The sequence below is a fragment of the Exiguobacterium sp. Helios genome (assembly GCF_014524545.1).
GTDB lineage: Bacteria > Bacillota > Bacilli > Exiguobacteriales > Exiguobacteriaceae > Exiguobacterium_A.
The window spans coordinates 1178957-1200527 of the sequence record NZ_CP053557.1; the positions used below are offsets into that span (position 1 = coordinate 1178957).

Below are 21571 nucleotides of genomic sequence, written 5' to 3' on the forward strand. Positions count from 1 at the left end.
TTCAAATAAAATATCGTGTACCGTCATTTTACTCGATTTATAGAAAAAACACTATGTTCAGCTGTCGATGCTAGTCGAAAATTTAGGAGACGGAAAACGACTTATGATACAATGACAGGGACAATCTGGAGGTGATGAAATGCGGATATTCGTCTTGAATGGACCGAACTTGAAATTGCTTGGGACACGGGAACCGGATACATATGGGACGCAAACTTTATCGGATTTGGAAGATCTGATAAAACACCGTTTTAAGGATATTGATTTTCAGTTCGCCCAATCGAACCACGAGGGGGAATTGGTCGATTATTTACATGGAGCGCGCGGATATGACGGAATCGTTTTGAATGCGGCAGCTTACACGCATACGAGTATTGCGTTGCGGGATGCGATTGCGGCAATCGGCGTACCGACGATTGAAGTTCATTTATCAAACGTTCATGCGCGCGAAGCATTTCGGCATCAGTCGATGCTTGCACCGGTTTGCCGAGGTGTCATCAGCGGTTTAGGGATGACGGGGTATCTGCTCGCAGTAGAAGCGTTGATCCAACCGTCTACATAATAAAAGGGGGAAACAGACATGAAACATCGTATCGAAGCACTCCAAACGGCTCTTAAAGAACGTGATTTACCAGGTCTTCTCGTCACGAAGGCGGAAAATATCCGGTATATTTCCGGATTTACCGGCTCGAGCGGTGCGTGTCTCGTGACGTCAGAACAAGCTTACTTCGTGACGGATTTCCGTTACACGGAACAAGCGGCTGATCAAGTAAAAGGAATGGAAATCGTTCAGATTGAACGGTCGATTCCGGAAACGATGGGTGAATTGATGGCGGGAGCCCGCGTGCGTGCAGTCGGTGTCGAAAAAGATGCGATGACACTTGGCTCATTCGAAGCATTCGATCAGGCATCAGCTGTGGAATTGGTTCCGACGACTGGAATCGTTGAAAACCTACGCTTGATTAAGGATTCATCAGAGATTAAGATGATTAAGGAAGCGGTGGATTTAGCAGATGCGACGTTCCACCACATCTTGACGTATATTCAAGCTGGTCGAACAGAACTTGAAGTCTCGAACGAACTTGAATTCTTTATGCGTAAACAAGGTGCGACGTCTTCGTCGTTCGATACGATTGTTGCGTCTGGTTATCGTTCTGCGTTACCGCATGGTGTTGCCAGTTCGAAAGTCATTCAGTCAGGTGAACTCGTGACGCTTGATTTTGGTGCGCTTCTGAACGGATACGTCTCGGACATCACGCGTACTGTTGCCATCGGACCAATCAGTCCGGAGTTACAGAAGATTTACGATACCGTCCTTCAAGCGCAACTCGCAGGCGTTGACGGATTACGTCCGGGAATCACTGGAATTGAAGCAGACGCTTTGACACGTGACATCATCAAGGATGCAGGATATGGGGAATATTTTGGTCATTCGACGGGTCATGGAATTGGGTTAGAAGTACATGAAGGACCAGGATTATCGTTCCGTTCTGAAACGAAACTGCAACCTGGTATGATTGTTACGGTTGAACCGGGAATTTACGTACCACAAGTCGGAGGATGTCGGATTGAAGATGACGTCTTGATCACCGAATCAGGGCGTGAAATTCTTTCGTCTTCACCAAAAGAACTTATTACACTGTAAAAACGGCAAGATCAACATTTAGGAGGAACTTTTCATGGTATCAGTAAACGATTTAAAAACAGGACTTACAATTAAAACATCAGACGGAATGATTTGGCAGGTCCTTGAATTCCAACACGTTAAACCTGGTAAAGGTGCAGCATTCGTCCGGACGAAAATGCGTAACATCCGTAACGGAAACATTCAAGAGATGACGTTCCGTGGTGGTGAACGTGTCGAGCGTGCCCACATCGAACGGAACAAAATGCAATACTTGTATCCGATGGGTGAAACGTATGTCTTCATGGATACAGAATCATATGAGCAATTGGAACTCACAACGGCTCAAGTCGAAGCGGCACTCCCGTTCCTTCTTGAAAACATGGAAGTTCAGATTGCGATCTACAACGGCGAAGTCCTCGGAATCGAACTTCCGAATACAATCGTCATGACGATCGTTGAGGCAGAGCCTGGTGTCAAAGGCGATACAGCATCAAACGTCAAGAAAAATGCGACGGTCGAGACGGGACATATCATCCATGTACCACTCTTCATCGAAGCAGGAGAAAAAGTAACAGTTGATACACGTACTGGTGATTTCACAGGGCGTTACAACGGATAATCCAGCTTTCGAAGCGCCTATTCATCCTCGTCTTGGATGGACAGGCGTTTTTTCCTCTTGTCTTGACTTGCGTCCTTTGGTATGACCAGTTAATATTAGTATTTGAGTAGGCATTAGCACCTGGTATAATATTAAAGTATAATAATAAAGGTGAATGTTGAGATAGGGGATGAAGAAAAATGAAAATCGATCAGTTGAAGCAAGTACTCGAAATGTTGGACCAATCGAGTGTCAATGAACTTTCTCTTGAAACCGATACGTATAAGTTAAAATTAAAAAAACAAAATGATAACATCGTTGTTTCCCATCAAGCACCGGCACCGGCCGCAACACCGGCAGCGCAAGCTCCAGTAGCCGTCACGGAATCAGCAACGGAAGAATCAAATGTTGAAGCAGATACGGTAACGATCAATGCGTTGATGGTCGGAACGTTTTATTCGCGTCCGAATCCGGACAAACCGTCTTTCGTCAAAGTCGGCGATCAAATCGAAGTCGGTCAAGTCGTCTGCGTCTTAGAAGCCATGAAACTATTTAATAATCTGAACTCGGAAGTAGCCGGAACAGTCGTCGAAATTCTCGTCGCAGATGGAGACCTTGTTGAATTCGGACAACCTCTCTTCCGGATTCGTCCTTGAGCGGGGTGATGGCAATGGAAAAACTTTTAATAGCGAACCGGGGCGAGATTGCGGTCCGAATCATTCGTGCGGCAAAAGAACTCGGCATTCAGACGGTTGCCGTTTATTCGACAGCGGACCGGGATGCCCTGCACGTCCGTTTAGCAGATGAAGCATATTGTATTGGAGATGTCAGTTCGACGGCTTCTTACTTGAATGTCACGAATATCCTGGCTGTTGCGACCAATCGGAACGTCACGATGATTCATCCGGGATACGGGTTCCTCGCGGAGAACGTTGATTTTGCCGAGATGTGTGAAGCCTGTGGCATCAAGTTCGTCGGACCGACATCCGCTGCCATCCGTCAGATGGGGATCAAGGATGTCGCGAAACAAACGATGATTGCCTGCGGTGTACCTGTCGTACCGGGTTCTGACGGGACGGTCACGGATGACGAGGCGTTACAACTAGCGGATGAAATCGGCTATCCTGTTATCATCAAGGCAACTGCCGGCGGAGGTGGACGAGGCATTCGTGTCGCCCGTTCACAGGAAGAACTTGTGACCGGTCTGGATGAAACGCGCCGTGAAGCGAAACAAGCATTCGGCAACAGCGAAGTGTATCTCGAACGTTTTATCGAAGAGTTTCGTCATGTCGAAGTCCAGGTACTCGCCGATCGTCACGGAAACGTGATTCATCTCGGGGAACGGGATTGTACCGTTCAACGACGGATGCAAAAACTGATTGAGGAAGCCCCGTCGCCGGCCGTTAGTCCTGAAACACGTTTGAAGATGGGGGAAGCGGCAGTCAAGGCAGCGAAAGCGATTGACTATACGGGAGCCGGGACGATCGAGTTCATCTTTGTTGAAGAGACGGAAGAATTCTTCTTCATGGAAATGAATACGCGAATCCAGGTCGAACATCCGGTGACGGAAATGATCACGGGATTTGATCTTGTGCAGGCGCAGCTCCAGGTGGCGCTCGATCATCCACTGGCTGTTCAGCAACAGGATATTGAATTCCGGGGGCATTCGATTGAATGCCGGATTAATGCGGAAGACCCGGATCACGATTTCCGTCCCCACGCTGGACGGGTCACACAATACGTCGCACCGGGCGGAATGGGCGTCCGGATCGATAGTGCAGTCTATCCGGGGTATATGATTCCTCCGTACTATGATTCAATGGTCGCAAAACTGATTGTTCATGCCGAAACACGTGAAGAAGCATGTGCGAAAATGGAACGGGCTTTATCTGAATTTTGGATCGAGGGTGTCAAAACGACGATTCCGTTCCATCAAAAAGTCTTGGCACATCCGGTATTCCGTCGTGGAACATTTACGACGAAATTTACAGAACGTGAACTAAAAGCAGAAATCGTGAAGTAATCGTGGGCGGGAGTCGATTGTATTTAACTCCCGTCTTTTTGCCGTTCTCTATGTTTTTTGAAAAAAGAATGTGCTAAACTAATTGATTGAGAACGATAAAAAAAGGAGCACGTAAAATCATGATGAAAAGACATATGGCGCGCGAACTGGCAGTACAGTCTTTGTTCCAAATGGAACTCTCGGATCTGTCTGCACAAGAAGCCATTGAATTCGCAGTAGAAGGTAAAGAATATGATACGTTTGTTACACGATTGGTCGAGGGTGTCGAAGCCAATAAACCGGAAATTGATCAAAAGTTGCGTGCCGCGCTCGTGAACTGGTCATTTGAACGTCTCGGAAACATTGAACGGACGATTCTTCGTCTTGCGGTGTATGAACTGTTGTTTGAAACTAAAATTCCAGTCCGGGTAACGATCAACGAAGCGATTGAATTGACAAAAGCTTTTGCCGACGAAGAAGCAACAAAAATCGTCAACGGTGTGTTAGGAAAAGTAGCACAAGAAGTGGAACAAAACGGTTTGAAAGAAAATCCGCAAAGCAACTAACTTAAACAGAGAAGTTTGATCAGGCAAAGAGTGAAGTGAATATTTTTTGGGGAGTGGACAAAATCATGGCAGTCGTAATCGATGGGAAACAAGTCGCACAATCGTATCGTTTGAAACTGAAAGAAGAAGTCGCACGTCTGAAAGAACAACGTATTCAACCGAAGCTGACCGTCATCTTAATTGGGGAAGATCCAGCCAGCCAATCGTATGTCCGTGGTAAAGAAAAAGCGGCACAAGAGATTGGTATGGAGTCTGATTTAATTCGACTACCGGAAGAGACGGGGGAATCGGAATTACTTCACTTGATTGAACGTTTGAATGCCGATGCAAGCGTACACGGTATTCTCGTTCAATTACCTTTGCCAAAACATATTGATGAAAGTAAGGTCATCTTCGCCATCGCCCCGGAAAAAGATGTCGACGGATTCCATCCGGTCTCAGTCGGAAAAATGATGATCGGAGAACCAACCTTCTTACCGTGTACACCAAACGGCATTCTTCACCTCATCAAGGAAATGAATGTACCGATTGCCGGTCGTCATGTCGTTGTCGTCGGCCGAAGTCAAATCGTCGGAAAGCCTGTCGGTATGCTGTTCTTGAATGAATCAGCGACAGTGACCTATTGTCACTCGAAAACTGCAGATCTCGGTGCGATGACCCGTCAGGCGGACATTTTGATCGTCGCTGTCGGTGTACCGAAACTGATTACAGCCGATATGGTCAAGCCGGATGCCGTTGTCATCGATGTCGGTGTCAACCGGGTAGACGGGAAGTTGGTCGGAGATGTCGAATTTGAAGCTGTGAAAGATGTCGCTTCGATGATTACACCTGTTCCTGGTGGGGTCGGACCGATGACGATTACGATGTTGCTTCATAACACGATTGAGGCGGCGAAATGACGAATCCTCTTCAGGTTTCCGAACTCGTCCATTACGTGAAGCGGGAACTCGAGAATGACTCGTTGCTCCAACAAGTTCAGGTGGTGGGAGAAGTGTCGAACTTTAAACGACACTCTTCCGGTCACCTTTATTTTACGTTGAAAGACGAACAGTCGCGGATGAAAGCCGTTATGTTTGCCCGCGATGCCGGTCGTGTCAAAGCGGACATCCGGGACGGTGCCCGTGTTATCATAACGGCACGGATTTCGGTATATGTCGCGTCGGGTGAGATGCAGCTCTACGTCGAACGGATGATGGAGGACGGTGTAGGTGTCCTTTACGAAGCCTATATCCGATTGAAAGAGGATGTCGAAGCCCGAGGGTGGTTTGAAGCGGAACAGAAACTGCCGTTGCCGGCATTCCCGCAAAGAATCGGAATCGTAACATCTCCGAAGGGTGCAGCCTTGCATGATATTGCGACGACGTTACGGCGGCGTTATCCGCAAGCTGCCATCGTCTTTGCACCTGTTTTGGTCCAAGGAAAAGACGCAGCACCCCAAATCGTCCGTGCCATTGAAGCGATGAACGAACATCAGGCATGTGATGTGATGATCATCGGTCGGGGGGGCGGATCAATCGAGGAGCTGTGGGCGTTCAACGAAATGTCGGTTGTGACGGCGATTCATCAATCACGAATTCCGATTGTGTCAGCGGTCGGTCACGAAACAGATTTTACGATTTCTGATTTTGTGGCGGATGTCCGCGCGGCGACGCCGACAGCCGCGGCAGAACTTGTGACGCCTGAAGCAGTAGAACTCGAGAAGCGTCTCAATGAGCTGAATCGAAGGTTGACACGACACTACGCTCAGTACATCAACGAACGTAAAGAGCGAGTCAACCGACTGGCAACCAGTTACGGATTGAAATCTCCCCGGGTCTTGTTAGGTTTAAAACAGGAAAGATTGGACCGGGCAGAGATGGGACTTCACCGAATCGGGAAGCAAGTACTTCAGACGAAACAACAAGCGTTGACCGATCAGGTGAATCGATTTGCCCGGATTGCGATGCAGGAACGTCTTGCGGAGCAAGGGAGCCAATTGATTCGGACGCGAAAGCAGCTGGAACGGATTCACACCATCATGCGTTCGAAGCAGGATCGGCTATATCAAATGATTGCCCGACTCGACTCGGTCAGTCCGACGCAAGTCATGCTTCGTGGATATACATACGTCGAGCAGGATGGACGACTTGTCCGCTCCGTAACAGAATTGTCAGATCAGACCTTCCGGGTTCAGTTTCATGACGGGAGTATCCTAGCGAAACGAGAGGATGAAGAAGATGGAAACAGAACAATCCTTTGAAGCGGCTTTAGAGCGATTGGAAGAGATCGTCGAATTACTGGAAGCGGGTGAAGCACCGCTTGAGCAGGCGATGAATTTGTACGAGGAAGGCGTCAAATTGACGGCACTCTGTCAAGGGAAACTGTCGACGGCAGAACAACGGTTGGATCAAATCTTGGAGCAAGATGGCACGTTACGTGAAAAAGGGGGATCACAATGATTGTCTTAACAGAGTGGAAAACGCAAGTGGAACAAGCGCTGGAAACATTCATGAATCGTCTCGAAGCACCGGATCGTCTGCGGGAAGCAATGCGTTATTCGCTTGATGCAGGTGGCAAGCGTGTCCGACCGGCGCTGATTTATGCTGTCCTCGATTCGTATGGGATCGACCGCAAGATGGGTGACGCAGCAGCGGCAGCGCTTGAGATGATTCATACATATTCGTTGATCCATGATGACTTACCGGCGATGGACGATGATGATATGCGACGCGGACGTCCGACAAATCATATTCAATTTGACGAAGCGACGGCGATTCTCGCTGGTGATGCGTTACTGACGAATGCCTTTACCTGTTTACTCGAGACGACGGCCACGGCAGAAGTCAAAGTGAAATTGCTCGAGCGACTTGCAATGGCGGCAGGTGCAGCCGGAATGGTCGGCGGTCAATTAGACGATATGCTGGGGGAGCGCGGCGGAATCAATGACGCGGAAGAACTCGAGTCGATTCACCGTCGAAAAACAGGAGCATTGTTGATTTTTGCAGTCGAAGCAGGTGGTATTTTAGCCGGCGTTACAGAAGCGGATCTCAAACATTTGAAGCGATACGGCCGTCATCTCGGGATCGCGTTTCAGATTCAAGACGACATTTTGGACGTAACCGGAGACGCTGACAAAATTGGAAAACCGGTTGGCAGTGATGAAGGAAATGACAAAGCAACGTATCCGAAACTACTAGGTCTTGACGGAGCGGAACGGGCACTTGCAGCCCAGGTGACGGCAGCAAATGAAGCAATCGAAGCACTTTCCGCCGAAGCGGCACCGCTTAAAGATTTGCTTGACTTCGTCGTCAAGCGTGACCATTAAGAGAGGCGGCGTAGTATGCCGTCTTTTTTTATGCGCCGGGAATGTGGCGTTCGCAAGATTGTTCTAGTACAATGTAGGGTACAAACCATATAAGAATGCAAGGGAAAGAGGCGGTAAGGTATGAAGTTGACAGAGATACAGGATCCGTCATTTTTAAAGCGTATGTCAGTCTCGGAATTAGAACTGTTCGCAGGCGACATCCGACGCTTTTTGATTGAAGAACTAGCAACAACAGGTGGACATCTAGCACCGAATTTAGGTGTCGTTGAACTGACGTTAGCGCTTCACCGTGAATTTGACAGTCCAAACGATAAATTCGTCTGGGATGTCGGACACCAAGCGTACGTGCATAAAATTCTGACAGGACGGGCAGGTCAGTTTGATACGTTACGTCAACACAAAGGGTTGTGCGGGTTCCCGAAACGCAATGAGAGTATCCATGATGTCTGGGAAACCGGACACAGCTCGACTTCACTTTCGGCAGCGATGGGGATTGCTGTGTCGAATGAGTTAAAAGGAAACGATGACCGGGCAATTGCTATCATCGGAGATGGTGCGTTGACAGGCGGAATGGCACTTGAAGCCTTAAACCATATCGGAGCCGAACAACAAAACGTCATCGTCATCTTAAACGACAACGAGATGTCCATTGCACCGAATGTCGGAGCAATGCACCAAATGTTAGGAAGAATCCGTTCTTCCCGCAAAGTCCGTTATGCGCAAGATGAACTGGAAACGTTGATTAAAAAAATTCCTTTGATCGGCGGGAAGCTAGAAAAAGGCGGAGAGAAAATCAAGGAAGCTGTCAAAGGGGCACTTGTTCCCGGCATGTTCTTTGAAGAACTCGGTTTCAATTATTACGGACCGGTCGATGGTCATGATCTGAACGATTTAATTGAACAGCTGAACTACGTGAAGAAAGAAGAAGGACCTGTCCTGCTTCATGTCATCACGAAAAAAGGAAAAGGATACCGTCCTGCTGAATACGACGGCATCGGCACATGGCACGGCCTTGGACCGTACAAGATTGAGTCGGGTGAAGTCATTAAAGGGAAATCAAAAGCACCAAGCTATTCGTTTACAGTAGCAGATACATTGACGAAGATGGCCCGTGAGGACGACAAATTGACACTGATCACGCCGGCCATGAGCGTCGGATCAAAACTCGATTGTTTTGAGAAAGAATTCCCGGAGCGGATGTTTGATGTCGGTATCGCGGAACAACATGCCGTCACGTTCGCTGCCGGTCAGGCAACACAAGGAATGAAACCGGTCGTCTCGATTTACTCGACATTCTTCCAGCGCGCATACGACCAGCTCGTTCATGACGTTGCACGTCAGAACCTCGATGTTACGTTTACGATTGACCGTTCTGGTCTCGTAGGTGCTGATGGCGAGACACACCAAGGTGTCTTTGATATCGCCTTTATGCGCCACGTGCCGAATATTCGGATTGTCATGGCGAAGGATGAGAATGAACTGCAACACCTTCTTTATTCGGCTGTTAAACACGAAGGACCGATTGCTGTCCGTTTCCCGCGTGGAGAAGGAATCGGTGTGCCGATGGATGAGACACTTCATGAGATTTCGCTTGATACATGGGACGTGGAGCGTGAAGGAACGGATGTCGCCATCATGGCGTTTGGTCCACAAGTGCAAGACGCCCTGAAAATCGCGGAACTTCTTGAAGGAGAGTTATCAGTACGGGTCATCAATGCCCGGACGATTAAACCACTGGACGAAAAAATGTTGACGGCTTTATATGCAGAAGGCATTCCACTCGTGACGCTTGAAGAAGCGGTGCTTAAAGGCGGATTCGGTTCAGCTGTTCTCGAACATGCCAATGAACAGGAAGCTTTCCCGCGCGTCAAACGATTTGGTATTCCGGACTGGTATATCGAACACGGCGGCGTCAACGAATTGTTAGAAGAAATCGGATTATTGCCTGGACAAATTGCGGAAGAAGTTCGTTCGTTTGTCAATCAAGGAAAGAAACAGAGTGTGTAACGATTCATGGAAACTGTAAAAAAAATCCGCCTCGACGTTTTACTCGTCGAGCGCGGTTTATGTGAAACACGTGAAAAAGCAAAACGGACCATCATGGCAGGTCTTGTATTCAGTGGAACGGAACGACTCGAAAAAGCCGGTGAAAAAGTGAAATCAGACATCGATTTGACGGTTAAAGGTCAAGTCATGCCATATGTCGGTCGTGGCGGATATAAGATGGAGAAAGCACTTGCTGTATTCGATATCGATGTATCCGGACGGATTGGTCTTGATATCGGCTCTTCAACAGGCGGTTTCACGGATTGTGCCTTACAAAACGGAGCTGCACATATGTATGCGCTGGATGTCGGGTCAAATCAACTGGATTGGAAGTTACGGTCGGACGATCGTGTGACGGCGATGGAGAAAACAAATTTCCGTCATGCGACGCCAGACATGTTTTCGATTCAGCCAAGCTTTGCGACGATTGATGTCTCCTTCATTTCGCTCCGATTAATTCTTCCGCCCTTAAAAGCCATTCTAGCTCAGGGTGGGGATGTCATCGCGCTCGTCAAACCGCAGTTTGAAGCAGGACGGGATGATGTCGGTAAAAAAGGAATCGTTCGGGATGAACGGATTCATGAACGGGTACTCAAAGAGATGGTGGATTTCTTCGTTCGCGAAGGATTTTATGTCAAACAATTAGATTTCTCACCGATTACCGGTGGTGAAGGCAACATTGAGTTTCTCTTGCACGCCGAGCTCAAGACACCGGGAATGGAAGAGTCGGTTGATCCACTTGAAACCGTCCACCTGGCACATGCCGCGCTATAAGTCCAATTGATTTTTGAACAGACTCCGTCAAAGATGATGGAGTCTGTTTTTGATTTGTCAGGAATGAATAGGGCAAGCATGGACTTTTATCGAATTATTGGATTACAATAGTATCAGTGAAGAAAAACTGTGAGGTGCAAGGATGACAAAGGGGCAACGGTTAATCAAGATTCGGGAAATCATTACGCAGTCAGAAATCGAAACACAAGATGAGTTGGTCGAGGAACTTCGAAATGCAGGGTATAAAGTAACGCAGGCTACCGTCTCTCGGGACATTAAAGAACTCCATCTCGTAAAAGTACCGTTAAATGATGGACGATATAAATACAGTTTACCTGCCGATCAGCGGTTCAATCCACTTGGAAAGTTACGCCGGTTACTCGGAGATAGCTTCATCTCGATTGATTCTGCTCAAAATTTGATTGTCATGCATGTCTTACCGGGGAATGCCAACGCATTAGGTGTCCTCTTTGATCATTTAAACTGGCCGGAGTTGCTCGGTACGGTCTGCGGAGACGATACGATACTGATGATTACGCGAAACGAAGAAGCAGCAACGGAAGTGACTGAACGTATTTTAGGAATGTTGTAAGGAGTTGACAAGATGTTAGCTGAACTATCGATAAAACAATTTGCAATCATTGACCAGCTACAGATTGATTTTAAAAAAGGTATGACGGTCTTGACCGGAGAGACAGGAGCCGGCAAATCGATCGTGCTGGATGCGATTGGATTACTGATCGGTGGTCGCGGGTCTGCTGAATTTGTTCGGTACGGTGAGGACAAGGCTGAATTAGAGGGTCTTTTCATGATTGAAGACGGTCATATGGCGTATTCGTTAGCCGAAGAGTACGGGATCGACATGGAAGACGGCATGATTATTTTACGACGTGATTTGTTTGCTTCCGGAAAAAGTGTCTGTCGCGTCAATCATAAATTAGTCACGTTGACGATTTTGCGGGAATTCGGACGGGCACTTGTCGATCTGCATGGTCAGCACGAACATCAACATTTGATGGAAAGTACGTATCATCAAACGATTTTGGATGATTTCGGACATGCGACGATTGCTCCGATTCTCGAACGGTATCAAGAACGTTTTCAGCAGTATGAAGAAAAACGCGATGCCTTACAAGCGTTGGCGCAAAGCGAGCAGGAATTAGCGCAACGCATCGATTTGCTGTCCTTTCAAACGGAAGAAATCGATAGTGCGAAACTCCGAAAAGGAGAAGAAGAAGAGTTGTTGAGCGAACGAAACCGGTTAGCGAACTTCGAAAAGCTTCATGCTTCTCTCAGTGCGGCTTACGATGCGTTGCATGATGAACGACGCGGTATCGATTCCGTAGGAGACGCGATGCGTGAATTGCAGCAGGCTTCAAGTATCGATGACGAGTTTTCAGGTCAAAGTGATACCCTGGCGAATGCATTTTATGCGATGGAGGAAGTCGGGTATGCGGTCCGTGATCAACTGGAGACATTAGAGTTTGATTCGAATCGGCTTGATGAAATCGAACTCCGTCTATCCGTATTCCAACAGTTGAAACGGAAATACGGGGCGACGATTGAAGAAGTCATCGCCTACGGGAAAAAAATCGGTGTGGAACTGGATGCGATGACAAACCGGGATGAGCGGATTGAGAAACTGAAAACAGAAGTGGAACAGTTGGAAACGGAACTGTTCGAGATCGGTGGCGAGTTGTCCCAAGTCCGGAGAAAAGAAGCTCATCTTTTAGGTGAGGCGATTCATCTCGAGCTGCGTCAGTTGTATATGGAAAAAGCCCGGTTTGAAATTCGTTTCCTACAGGACGGAAAGGTACCGACTTTACGTAGAAACGGAATCGATTTCGTTGAGTTCTATATCATGACGAATGCTGGAGAACCGTTTAAATCACTTGGAAAAGTTGCTTCAGGCGGCGAATTGTCACGTATCATGCTTGGTCTGAAATCGATTTTCTCACGTTCAGTCGGTGTAGCATCCATCATTTTTGATGAGGTGGATACAGGCGTATCAGGACGTGTCGCCCAAGCGATGGCGGAAAAGATTTATCGTCTGTCGATCGACAGTCAAGTGTTGTGTATCACTCACTTGCCTCAAGTCGCTTCCATTGCGGATCAACATCTGTATATCCGGAAAATCGAAGAGACGGACCGGACGACGACACAGGTCAACGTTCTGACGGATTCGGAGCGCGGAAATGAACTGGGACGGATGATTTCCGGTACACATATGACGGATTTGACGTTGCGTCATGCGGAAGAACTGATGGAACAGGCAATGCATATGAAGGAATCGCTTAAAAATGGGGTGTAACAATTGATTAGAGTGGGGATTGCAGATGATAACCGTGAGATGGTCGAATTGATTCGGCAACATCTATCTGCCCAAGAAGACATGGAAGTGGTATGTGTCGCCTATAATGGCGAGAGTTGCCTCGAGAAATTGGAACATGTCGAGACGGACGTCCTGTTATTAGATATCATCATGCCTCATCTCGACGGGTTAGGTGTCTTGGAAGCATTGATGAATCAAAAGAACAGTCCGGCTGTCATCATGTTAAGTGCGTTCGGAAAAGATGAAGTATCGCAACAAGCGGTTTCACTGGGCGCTGCCTACTTTTTATTAAAACCGTTTAGTCTGGATCAACTCGTCAATAAAATCCGCCTGGTCGTTCACGGTGTTCAGACGAACCAAGCAGAACCGGTTGAAACGAAAGTCGGAACCACGCTACGGGAAATTGGGATCGCTCCGCATATCAAAGGGTTCACGTACTTAAAAGATGCCGTCTTGATGGTACTCGAACGAGAAGATTTATTGGGGTTGATCACAAAAGAGTTATACCCGATGATTGCTAAAAAACATGAAACAACTTCTTCTCGTGTCGAACGGGCGATGCGTCATGCGATTAAGTCGGCCTGGAAAGAAGGTATGAGTGAACATACCTTATTCAACGGACGGATTGAACAACAGAAAAGTCCAAAAAATTCCGAGTTCATTTCTTATGTGTCAAACCATATGAATGGATCTTGAACAGAGAAAAATCAGGTTTGTGCGGATGAACGTATCCGTACAAACCTGATTTTTTTTACTAGATAAATAAAAACTAAATATTCATTAAATAAACGTTGCATAAACTGAAATGTTTGTTATAATAAAGGTACCAAATGATTTGGAAAGACGTCAGATGAACGTCGAGTCGAATTGGTTCCCGGAAAACCGTTCAACACATTTCATCTCAGGTCGCCACCTGTAAACGGCTCAAGAATGATGGACGACATTCTCTTGGTAGAGTTTTTACCAAGGCATTTCATATCTTTTTTGGAAGATTTATTTCAAACAGGTATGAAACTTCACGATTTCGAAGCAAGGAAAAAGTGGAGGGTAACGTAAAATAAACGTCCAAAGCAAGACCAAGCAAGACCAAGCAAGACCAAGCAAGACCAAGCAAGACCAAGCAAGACCAAGCAAGACCAAGCAAGACCAAGCAAGACCAAGCAAGACCAAGCAAGACCAAGCAAGACCAAGCAAGACCAAGCAAGACCAAGCAAGACCAAGCAAGACCAAGCAAGACCCGTAACAAGTACAGTTCGTGAAAAGGAGTGTTGTCTAGCAGTGAATGTTAGCAACCGAATGATCGACTGCGTTAAGCGGATGACATTATGCTTCACCTAGGTCCAAGTAAAGTCAGATGATGGAGTAGCTATATCTTTCTATCGATCGCCCGATAGCCAAATCTGATTTCTTTCAACCTCTTCATTAAGAGGACAACCTATGGTTTTGAAGTACACGAATAGTTCTACTATGAGAGGAGTTCATCCGTAAGTGAAACCAACTTTATATGAATAAAAGGTCCCGCGCTTGAAATGAGTTCAAGAGATGGGGACCTTTTTGTGTGCTTATTTTTTTTGATAACGATCCGATACTTTGCCACGTTTACGATCGCGGTAAAAAACATAACCTGCGACGAAACCGATGCCACCAATAGCTAACGCTAAACCGGTGAACCCTTGTAAAACATATACATAGGCAGAATCCCCTAGATACCGGAAGGGGAACTGAGCTTTTAAGAAAACACTGTCCCGCATCAACTTGATGCCAATGGCACCGATGATGCCCGGGATGAATAAAGATAATAGACCGATGATTCGCATGATTGTGACCCCTTTCCAAGCGTATTGTATCAGAAAATCCAGATGACTGCGAATTCGATTTGCCCTCCTGTTTTAATACAGGTAGGATAAAGATGTAAGCAGTTTCAAAGGGGGAATCAGAATGCATCATCTCTTGATTGTTGGTGCGGGGCGCGGTGGAACAGAAGTATTACATGCTTTTCAACGTTCGCCTTTGTTGACGGTTATCGGGGTCGTCGATCCAGACGAACACGCGACAGGCGTTCAACTCGCAAAACGGGGACAAATCCGGGTAGAAAAAACTTGGGCGGCTTTTCAGGGAACAGCCATTGATTTTATTATTGACGCGACCGGAGAACACGGTGTGCTTAAACAATTGATTCATTATTTTCCGGACGCCGCCGTTTTACCGGGAGAATTCGTTCGTGTGTTACTGGAACGGCTGGCAGAAAAGGAGCGGATGCTCGAAGCGATCATTCATTGTACGAGCGAAGCGATTTCAGTCGCTGATCAGGCGGGTGAGACGATGCTGATCAATCCGGCATATACGCGAATGACCGGTTATACAGAGGATGACGTCATCGGTAAACCGGCAAGTGCTGATATCGGGATGCAGGAATCTGTCCATTTACGGGTACTCGAAACGGGGGAAAGTGTCCGCGATGCCCGGATGAAGATTGGTCAAGACAGACGGGATATTATCGTGAATGCAGCTCCTGTCGTCGTTGATGGTCAAGTACGGGGATCCGTTGGTGTCATTCGGGATATCTCGGAAATGAAGGCATTAACGAAAGAACTGAAAGCTGCCAAACAAAAAATCCGGACGCTTGAAGCGAAATACACATTTGATGACATCATCGCCGAAAGTGAATCGATGCGTTTTGTCGTCGATCAGGCGAAGCTTGCAGCGACGATGCCGGTCAATGTCTTAATCCGGGGAGAATCCGGTACCGGAAAGGAATTGTTTGCACATGCGATTCATGCTGCAAGTGATCGTCGGTATGAACAATTCGTCCGGGTCAATTGTGCAGCGATTGCACCGAGCCTGCTTGAAAGCGAGTTGTTTGGTTATGAAGACGGAGCGTTCTCGGGAGCCCGTCGTGGCGGGAAACGAGGGTATTTCGAAGAAGCGCATGGCGGCTCTCTGTTTTTAGATGAGATTGGTGAACTGCCGCTTGATGTCCAGGCGAAGTTATTACGGGTGTTGCAAGAAAATGAAGTCGTTCGAGTCGGCGGAGCTAAAGCGGTCCCGGTCGATGTCCGAATCATTGCAGCGACGAATGCCAATCTCGAGCAAAAAATCATCACCGGGGAATTCCGGGAAGATTTATATTACCGCATCAACCGGTTACCGATTCATATTCCGGCTCTCCGTGAACGACCTGACGATCTTGCGCCATTGACGACACATCTGTTGCGTAAATTAAATCAAAGTTACGGACGATCCGTCGAACGGGTTTCCGAAGACGCTTTGGATGCCATTCGAAAACAGACGTGGAAAGGAAACGTCCGTGAACTCGAAAATGTCATCGGACGTGCACTGATTTTTACGGATAAAACGGAGCAGGTCTTACGAAAAGGTCATTTGCAACTGGTAGTTTCGACGCCACCTAAACGATCGGAACGTCCGAAAAAAGAAATCAAACACCTGTCGGATGAGATGTCGCACGTGGAAGAACAATTGATTCGGGAGGCGCTTGATGTTGTAAATGGAAACAAGACTGAAGCGGCTAAACAATTAGGCATCTCTTTACGAGCTCTTTATTACAAAGTGGAGCGGTTTAATATCCGGTGTTGATTTGCAGTTTATTGCATGCAACATATTGCAAATAAATGCAATTCCATGCAAAAATAAAGGAGTGAATGTTGGTATATCGTCGTTTTAAAATTGGCATGAAAATTGCTATTAAATAAAGAGAATGACAGGTAAGGGGGGAAATGGCTTGAGGTTTGAACAGATGGTTCAGCAGGCAGCAGATCTTGAAGATGCAGTCGTTGCGATTGCATCAGCAGATGATGAAGAAGTAATGGATGCGGTGGCGTTGGCAATTGAGAACGATTTAGCCCGTTTTCATTTGTTTGGGGATGCGACACGTATTCAAAAAATGATCCATGATCGGCAGCTGAGTGAGGCGCAATTCGTCATCACGCATACGGCCACGGCACAAGAAGCAGCCGAGCGTGCCGCTTATGCCGTCCGCAAAGGGGATGCGGATGTCTTGATGAAAGGACTCGTTCCGACGGCAACGTTCATGAAAGCCGTCTTAAATAAGGAAACGGGTTTACGGTCAGGAAATGTGTTGTCCCATGTTGCGTTGTTTGAAGTACCGGGACGGGAGACAGCCATCGGATTGACCGATGCTGCGATTCATATCGCACCGACACTGGAAGATAAAGTCCACATCATTGAAAACGGAGTGACCGCACTTCGGGCAGTCGGATACTCCTTGCCGAAAGTGGCGGTGTTAGCGGCTGTCGAAGTCGTTAATCCGACGATGCCGGCAACGATTGATGCTGCCTTACTGACACAAATGAATCGACGCGGACAAATCAAGGATTGCCTTGTTGACGGTCCACTCGCTCTCGATAATGCTGTCAATTTAGAAGCGGCGAAACAAAAGGGATTGACAGGAGACGTTGCGGGGGCAGCCGATCTACTCGTCGTTCCGCAAATTGAGGTCGGAAACGTGATTTATAAATCACTGATGTATTTTGCGCACGCTTCGGTCGCCGCTATCTTGGTCGGAGCTAAAGCACCGGTCGTCTTGACGAGTCGGGCCGATACGGCGGAAGCGAAACTGTATTCATTGGCCTTTGCTTTACTTAATGCGCAGCCTACCAAAAAAATCAAGCAAACAATCTAAGGGGGAACTAACGATGGTTGAAACAAACGTAGAAGCACGATTCAGTATTTTTGAAACAATGGCAATGGAAGATTACGAACAGGTCGTTTTTTGTCACGATAAAGTCTCAGGGTTAAAAGCCATCATCGCGATTCATGATACGACACTCGGACCGGCACTCGGCGGACTCCGGATGTGGAACTATGCGTCGGATGAGGAAGCCTTGATTGATGCGTTACGATTGGCAAAAGGCATGACATATAAAAATGCCGCAGCCGGTCTTAACCTTGGTGGCGGGAAAGCCGTGATCATCGGTGATGCGAAGACTCAAAAATCAGAAGCGTTGTTCCGTGCATTCGGTCGTTACGTACAGTCGTTAAACGGACGTTACATCACAGCGGAAGACGTCAATACGACAGTAGCCGATATGGATTACATTCATATGGAAACGGACTTCGTAACAGGCGTCAGCCCGGCATTCGGATCAAGTGGTAATCCGTCACCTGTCACGGCGTACGGTGTTTACCGCGGGATGAAAGCTGCAGCCAAAGAAGTGTACGGTACAGATTCACTCGGCGGAAAAACAATCGCGATTCAAGGCGTTGGTAACGTTGCCTTTAACTTATGCCGTCATCTGCACGAAGAAGGCGCAAAATTGATTGTCACGGATATCAATCAAGATGCGTTACGCCGTGCGGAAGAAGCGTTTGGTGCTTTGGTCGTCGGACCGGATGAAATTTATAGTGTCGATGCTGATATCTTTGCACCGTGTGCCCTGGGTGCGACATTAAATGATGAGACGATTCCACAACTAAAAGTCAAGATCATTGCCGGTGCCGCGAACAACCAACTTAAAGAAGACCGTCATGGGGACATGCTTCAGGAACGCGGTATTCTCTATACACCAGACTTCGTCATCAACGCAGGCGGCGTCATCAATGTGGCGGACGAACTCGACGGGTATAACCGGGAACGTGCGATGAAAAAAGTGGAACTGGTCTATGATGCAGTAGCGAAAGTCATCGAGATTGCAAAACGTGATCATCTGCCGACTTACCGGGCAGCGGAAAAAATGGCGGAAGAACGGATTGCGACAATGGGCAGTGCCCGCAGCCAGTTTTTACGTCGCGATAAAAACATTCTGGGATCACGCGGTTAAATCAGAGGAGGATTTCAATGAGCGAACGTATTTTAACCATCAATCCGGGGTCAACCTCAACGAAAATCGGAATCTTTGATGGGACAGAGCAAGTGTTTACAAAAACGTTGCGCCATTCAGCTGAAGCGGTCGGAGGACCGCTTTCAGATCAGCTGAAGATCAGACGACAAGTCGTCCTTGATGTGTTGGCACAAGAACGAATTGAATTGAAAGCGCTTACGGCTATCGTCGGTCGTGGTGGTCTGCTTCGTCCACTCGTCAGCGGGACATACCGGGTCAATCAAGAAATGCGTGATGATTTGTTAAGCGGAACGTTTGGCGTTCATGCTTCGAATCTTGGCGGACTGCTTGCGGATGAGATTGGTCAAATGCTCTCGATTCCCGCCTTCATCGTCGACCCGGTCGTCGTAGATGAACTGGAACCGATTGCCCGCCTTACAGGCTTACCTGAACTCGAACGGAAAAGTATTTTCCATGCCTTGAATCAAAAAGCAGTCGCGAAACGGTATGCGAAAGAGATTGGCACACCATACGAGCAGTTACGGCTGATTGTAGCCCATATGGGTGGCGGAATCACAGTCGGTGCTCATCTGAACGGACGTGTGATTGACGTGAACAATGGACTTGACGGAGAAGGTGCTTTTTCACCGGAACGAAGCGGGTCCCTGCCTGTTGGTCAACTAGTAGAACTATGTTATAGTACCAAGTATAAACTCGAGGAAATGAAGCGTCTGGTCGTTGGGTCAGGCGGACTTGTCGCGCACTTAGGCACGTATGATGCGGTCGAAATCGAACGTCGGATTGACGACGGCGATGAAAAAGCCGCTCTGCTGTATGAGGCGATGGCCTACCGAGTTGCAAAAGAGATCGCGGCCCAAAGTGCTGTTTTATATGGTCAAGTCGATGCTGTCATTTTAACGGGCGGACTCGCATACAGTGACCGGTTAACAAAAGCGATTGAAGAACGGATCGCACACATCGGATCTGTCATCCGGATACCGGGTGAAGATGAGTTACGTGCGCTCGCAGAAGGCGTTTTACGTGTACTGCGTCAAGAGGAACAAGTGAAGGAATATGGAGGCGAACTAACATGGCTAGAGAATTCGACGTCGTTGTCCTAGGTGGTGGACCCGGTGGATATGTCGCAGCGATTCGTGCTGCACAAGCCGGGAAAACGGTAGCAATCGTAGAACAAGGAAAACTCGGGGGAACCTGTCTGCATCGTGGATGTATCCCGTCCAAAGCATTTTTAAAGTCGGCAGCCGTCTATCAGACAGTAAAACACGCCGCTACATACGGCGTCGACGTACCGGAATCGTTTTTACGGTTCGAACAGGTCAAACAACGGAAACAAGAGATCATCGATGGTCTCGAATCCGGCATCCAGCATCTGATGAAAAAAGGAAAAATCGAAGTCTTTCACGGCCGCGGTTCGATTCTTGGACCAAGCATCTTTTCACCAATGCCGGGAACAATCAGCGTCGAGCCGGAAGAGGGCGACGGCGAGTTGATCTTACCGCGTCAATTGATTGTCGCGACAGGCTCGCGTCCACGTCCATTGAACGGTCTGGCCTTTGATTCCGAGTACGTGCTTAGTTCGGATGAGGCGCTCGACATGAACGCCTTACCAAAATCGATCGTCATTATCGGTGGGGGTGTCATCGGGATTGAATGGGCGTCGATGTTGACGGACTTTGACGTAGAGGTCACGGTCGTCGAGTTCAGCGACCGGATTTTACCGACAGAAGATCAAGCTGTCAGCCGGGAAGTAGCCCGTCAGCTCAAAAAGCGCGGCGTCAAAATCATGACGAGTGCTGCAGCACAAAGTGACAGTTTCCAGTTAACCGAGTCCGGCGTGACGATTGATGTCGACCGTAACGGCGACAAAACGACGCTTGCGGCAGATAAGTTGTTGGTCGCGATCGGTCGGATGGCGAATGTCGAGGGCATCGGACTTGAAAATACGAACATCGTTGTTGAGAACGGCTTCATCCAGGTGGATGATGAGTTCCGGACGAAGGATAATCACATCTTTGCGATTGGTGATGTCATCGGACGTCTGCAACTCGCTCATGTCGCATCGGCAGAAGGTGCAAAAGCGGTCGAGACGATTGTCAACGGTTCGACGACACCACTGAACTATGCGTTTGTTCCACGTTGTATTTACAGTGTGCCGGAAGCAGCCTCGGTCGGCTTGACGGAAGCTGAGGCTGTCGCAGCGGGACTGGACGTCAAAACGGGGATGTTCTCTTTTAACGGTCTCGGAAAAGCCCGGATTGAAGGGGAAGCGGCAGGATTTATTAAACTCGTTTCCGATGCGAAAACAGATGATTTGGTCGGCGTCCATATCGTTGGACCAAAAGCAACTGAATTAATCAGTGAAGGCGGTCTTGCCCTTGTCCTGAATGCAACGGCATGGGAAGTCGGACAACTCGTCCACCCACACCCTGCACTTTCAGAAGCATTCGGTGAAGCAGCACTCGCAGTTGACGGATTAGCGGTTCACGCCTAAGGAGGAAAAACA

The 21571-nt window shown here is 47.9% G+C and carries 21 protein-coding genes; 20 read left to right on the forward strand and 1 reads right to left on the reverse strand.

The window, feature by feature from the left end; genetic code table 11:
• The first annotated feature begins 139 nt into the window (after positions 1–139).
• From aroQ to spo0A, 15 genes are all read left to right on the forward strand, one after another.
• Complete coding sequence (gene aroQ, locus HNY42_RS06060; RefSeq protein ID WP_188005253.1) at positions 140–562, forward strand: type II 3-dehydroquinate dehydratase; 423 nt, start codon at positions 140–142, stop codon at positions 560–562.
• Positions 563–580: 18 nt separating this feature from the next.
• Positions 581–1645, forward strand: a complete 1065-nt coding sequence (locus HNY42_RS06065; protein WP_131973182.1) for a M24 family metallopeptidase — start codon at positions 581–583, stop codon at positions 1643–1645.
• A 34-nt stretch (positions 1646–1679) separates the two neighbouring features.
• The gene (gene efp / locus HNY42_RS06070) at positions 1680–2246 is read left to right on the forward strand and encodes an elongation factor P (protein ID WP_012369804.1); all 567 of its coding nucleotides are present in this window, start codon (positions 1680–1682) and stop codon (positions 2244–2246) included.
• 179 nt (positions 2247–2425) lie between these two features.
• On the forward strand, positions 2426–2881 hold the full coding sequence (gene accB / locus HNY42_RS06075) for an acetyl-CoA carboxylase biotin carboxyl carrier protein (RefSeq protein ID WP_131503136.1): 456 nt from the start codon (positions 2426–2428) through the stop codon (positions 2879–2881).
• A gap of 14 nt (positions 2882–2895) precedes the next feature.
• On the forward strand, positions 2896–4248 hold the full coding sequence (gene accC / locus HNY42_RS06080; protein WP_131503135.1) for an acetyl-CoA carboxylase biotin carboxylase subunit: 1353 nt from the start codon (positions 2896–2898) through the stop codon (positions 4246–4248).
• A gap of 119 nt (positions 4249–4367) precedes the next feature.
• Positions 4368–4793 carry a transcription antitermination factor NusB gene (gene nusB, locus HNY42_RS06085; RefSeq protein WP_131503134.1) on the forward strand — a complete coding sequence of 142 codons (426 nt, stop codon included), beginning with the start codon at positions 4368–4370 and terminating at the stop codon, positions 4791–4793.
• 65 nt (positions 4794–4858) lie between these two features.
• Positions 4859–5692, forward strand: a complete 834-nt coding sequence (gene folD, locus HNY42_RS06090; RefSeq protein ID WP_131503133.1) for a bifunctional methylenetetrahydrofolate dehydrogenase/methenyltetrahydrofolate cyclohydrolase FolD — start codon at positions 4859–4861, stop codon at positions 5690–5692.
• Complete coding sequence (xseA, locus tag HNY42_RS06095; protein ID WP_188005254.1) at positions 5689–7032, forward strand: exodeoxyribonuclease VII large subunit; 1344 nt, start codon at positions 5689–5691, stop codon at positions 7030–7032. The genes folD and xseA overlap by 4 nt, the downstream gene beginning before the upstream one ends.
• Positions 7010–7231, forward strand: coding sequence for an exodeoxyribonuclease VII small subunit (gene xseB, locus HNY42_RS06100; protein ID WP_026828907.1), 222 nt, complete (start codon positions 7010–7012; stop codon positions 7229–7231). The genes xseA and xseB overlap by 23 nt, the downstream gene beginning before the upstream one ends.
• Entirely contained in the window at positions 7228–8097 is an 870-nt protein-coding gene (locus HNY42_RS06105; RefSeq protein ID WP_131973181.1) for a polyprenyl synthetase family protein, read from the forward strand. Before xseB ends, HNY42_RS06105 begins: the two co-directional genes overlap by 4 nt.
• A gap of 120 nt (positions 8098–8217) precedes the next feature.
• On the forward strand, positions 8218–10104 hold the full coding sequence (gene dxs, locus HNY42_RS06110) for a 1-deoxy-D-xylulose-5-phosphate synthase (protein WP_131503130.1): 1887 nt from the start codon (positions 8218–8220) through the stop codon (positions 10102–10104).
• A 6-nt stretch (positions 10105–10110) separates the two neighbouring features.
• Positions 10111–10917, forward strand: a complete 807-nt coding sequence (locus tag HNY42_RS06115; protein WP_131503129.1) for a TlyA family RNA methyltransferase — start codon at positions 10111–10113, stop codon at positions 10915–10917.
• Positions 10918–11059: 142 nt separating this feature from the next.
• On the forward strand, positions 11060–11509 hold the full coding sequence (gene ahrC, locus HNY42_RS06120; RefSeq protein WP_131503128.1) for a transcriptional regulator AhrC/ArgR: 450 nt from the start codon (positions 11060–11062) through the stop codon (positions 11507–11509).
• A 12-nt stretch (positions 11510–11521) separates the two neighbouring features.
• Positions 11522–13228: a DNA repair protein RecN gene (gene recN, locus HNY42_RS06125; protein ID WP_131503127.1), complete on the forward strand. Its 1707-nt coding sequence runs from the start codon at positions 11522–11524 to the stop codon at positions 13226–13228.
• 3 nt (positions 13229–13231) lie between these two features.
• A complete protein-coding gene (gene spo0A / locus HNY42_RS06130) occupies positions 13232–13945 on the forward strand; it encodes a sporulation transcription factor Spo0A (protein WP_131973180.1) in 714 nt (237 codons plus the stop codon).
• Positions 13946–14811: 866 nt separating this feature from the next.
• Here the strand turns inward: spo0A and HNY42_RS06135 are convergent.
• Entirely contained in the window at positions 14812–15066 is a 255-nt protein-coding gene (locus HNY42_RS06135; protein WP_131503124.1) for a DUF2627 family protein, read from the reverse strand.
• 121 nt (positions 15067–15187) lie between these two features.
• On the opposite strand from HNY42_RS06135, the gene HNY42_RS06140 reads away from it, so the two are divergent.
• The 5 genes from HNY42_RS06140 to lpdA all read left to right on the forward strand — a co-directional run bounded on the left by HNY42_RS06140 (position 15188) and on the right by lpdA (position 21559).
• Entirely contained in the window at positions 15188–16843 is a 1656-nt protein-coding gene (locus HNY42_RS06140; RefSeq protein ID WP_131503123.1) for a sigma 54-interacting transcriptional regulator, read from the forward strand.
• A gap of 145 nt (positions 16844–16988) precedes the next feature.
• The gene (yqiS, locus tag HNY42_RS06145; RefSeq protein WP_131973178.1) at positions 16989–17909 is read left to right on the forward strand and encodes a phosphate butyryltransferase; all 921 of its coding nucleotides are present in this window, start codon (positions 16989–16991) and stop codon (positions 17907–17909) included.
• A 13-nt stretch (positions 17910–17922) separates the two neighbouring features.
• Positions 17923–19047 carry a Glu/Leu/Phe/Val family dehydrogenase gene (locus tag HNY42_RS06150; RefSeq protein WP_114596335.1) on the forward strand — a complete coding sequence of 375 codons (1125 nt, stop codon included), beginning with the start codon at positions 17923–17925 and terminating at the stop codon, positions 19045–19047.
• A gap of 17 nt (positions 19048–19064) precedes the next feature.
• Entirely contained in the window at positions 19065–20168 is a 1104-nt protein-coding gene (gene buk / locus HNY42_RS06155) for a butyrate kinase (protein ID WP_188005255.1), read from the forward strand.
• Positions 20138–21559, forward strand: a complete 1422-nt coding sequence (lpdA, locus tag HNY42_RS06160; protein WP_131973176.1) for a dihydrolipoyl dehydrogenase — start codon at positions 20138–20140, stop codon at positions 21557–21559. Before buk ends, lpdA begins: the two co-directional genes overlap by 31 nt.
• Positions 21560–21571: the final 12 nt, after the last annotated feature.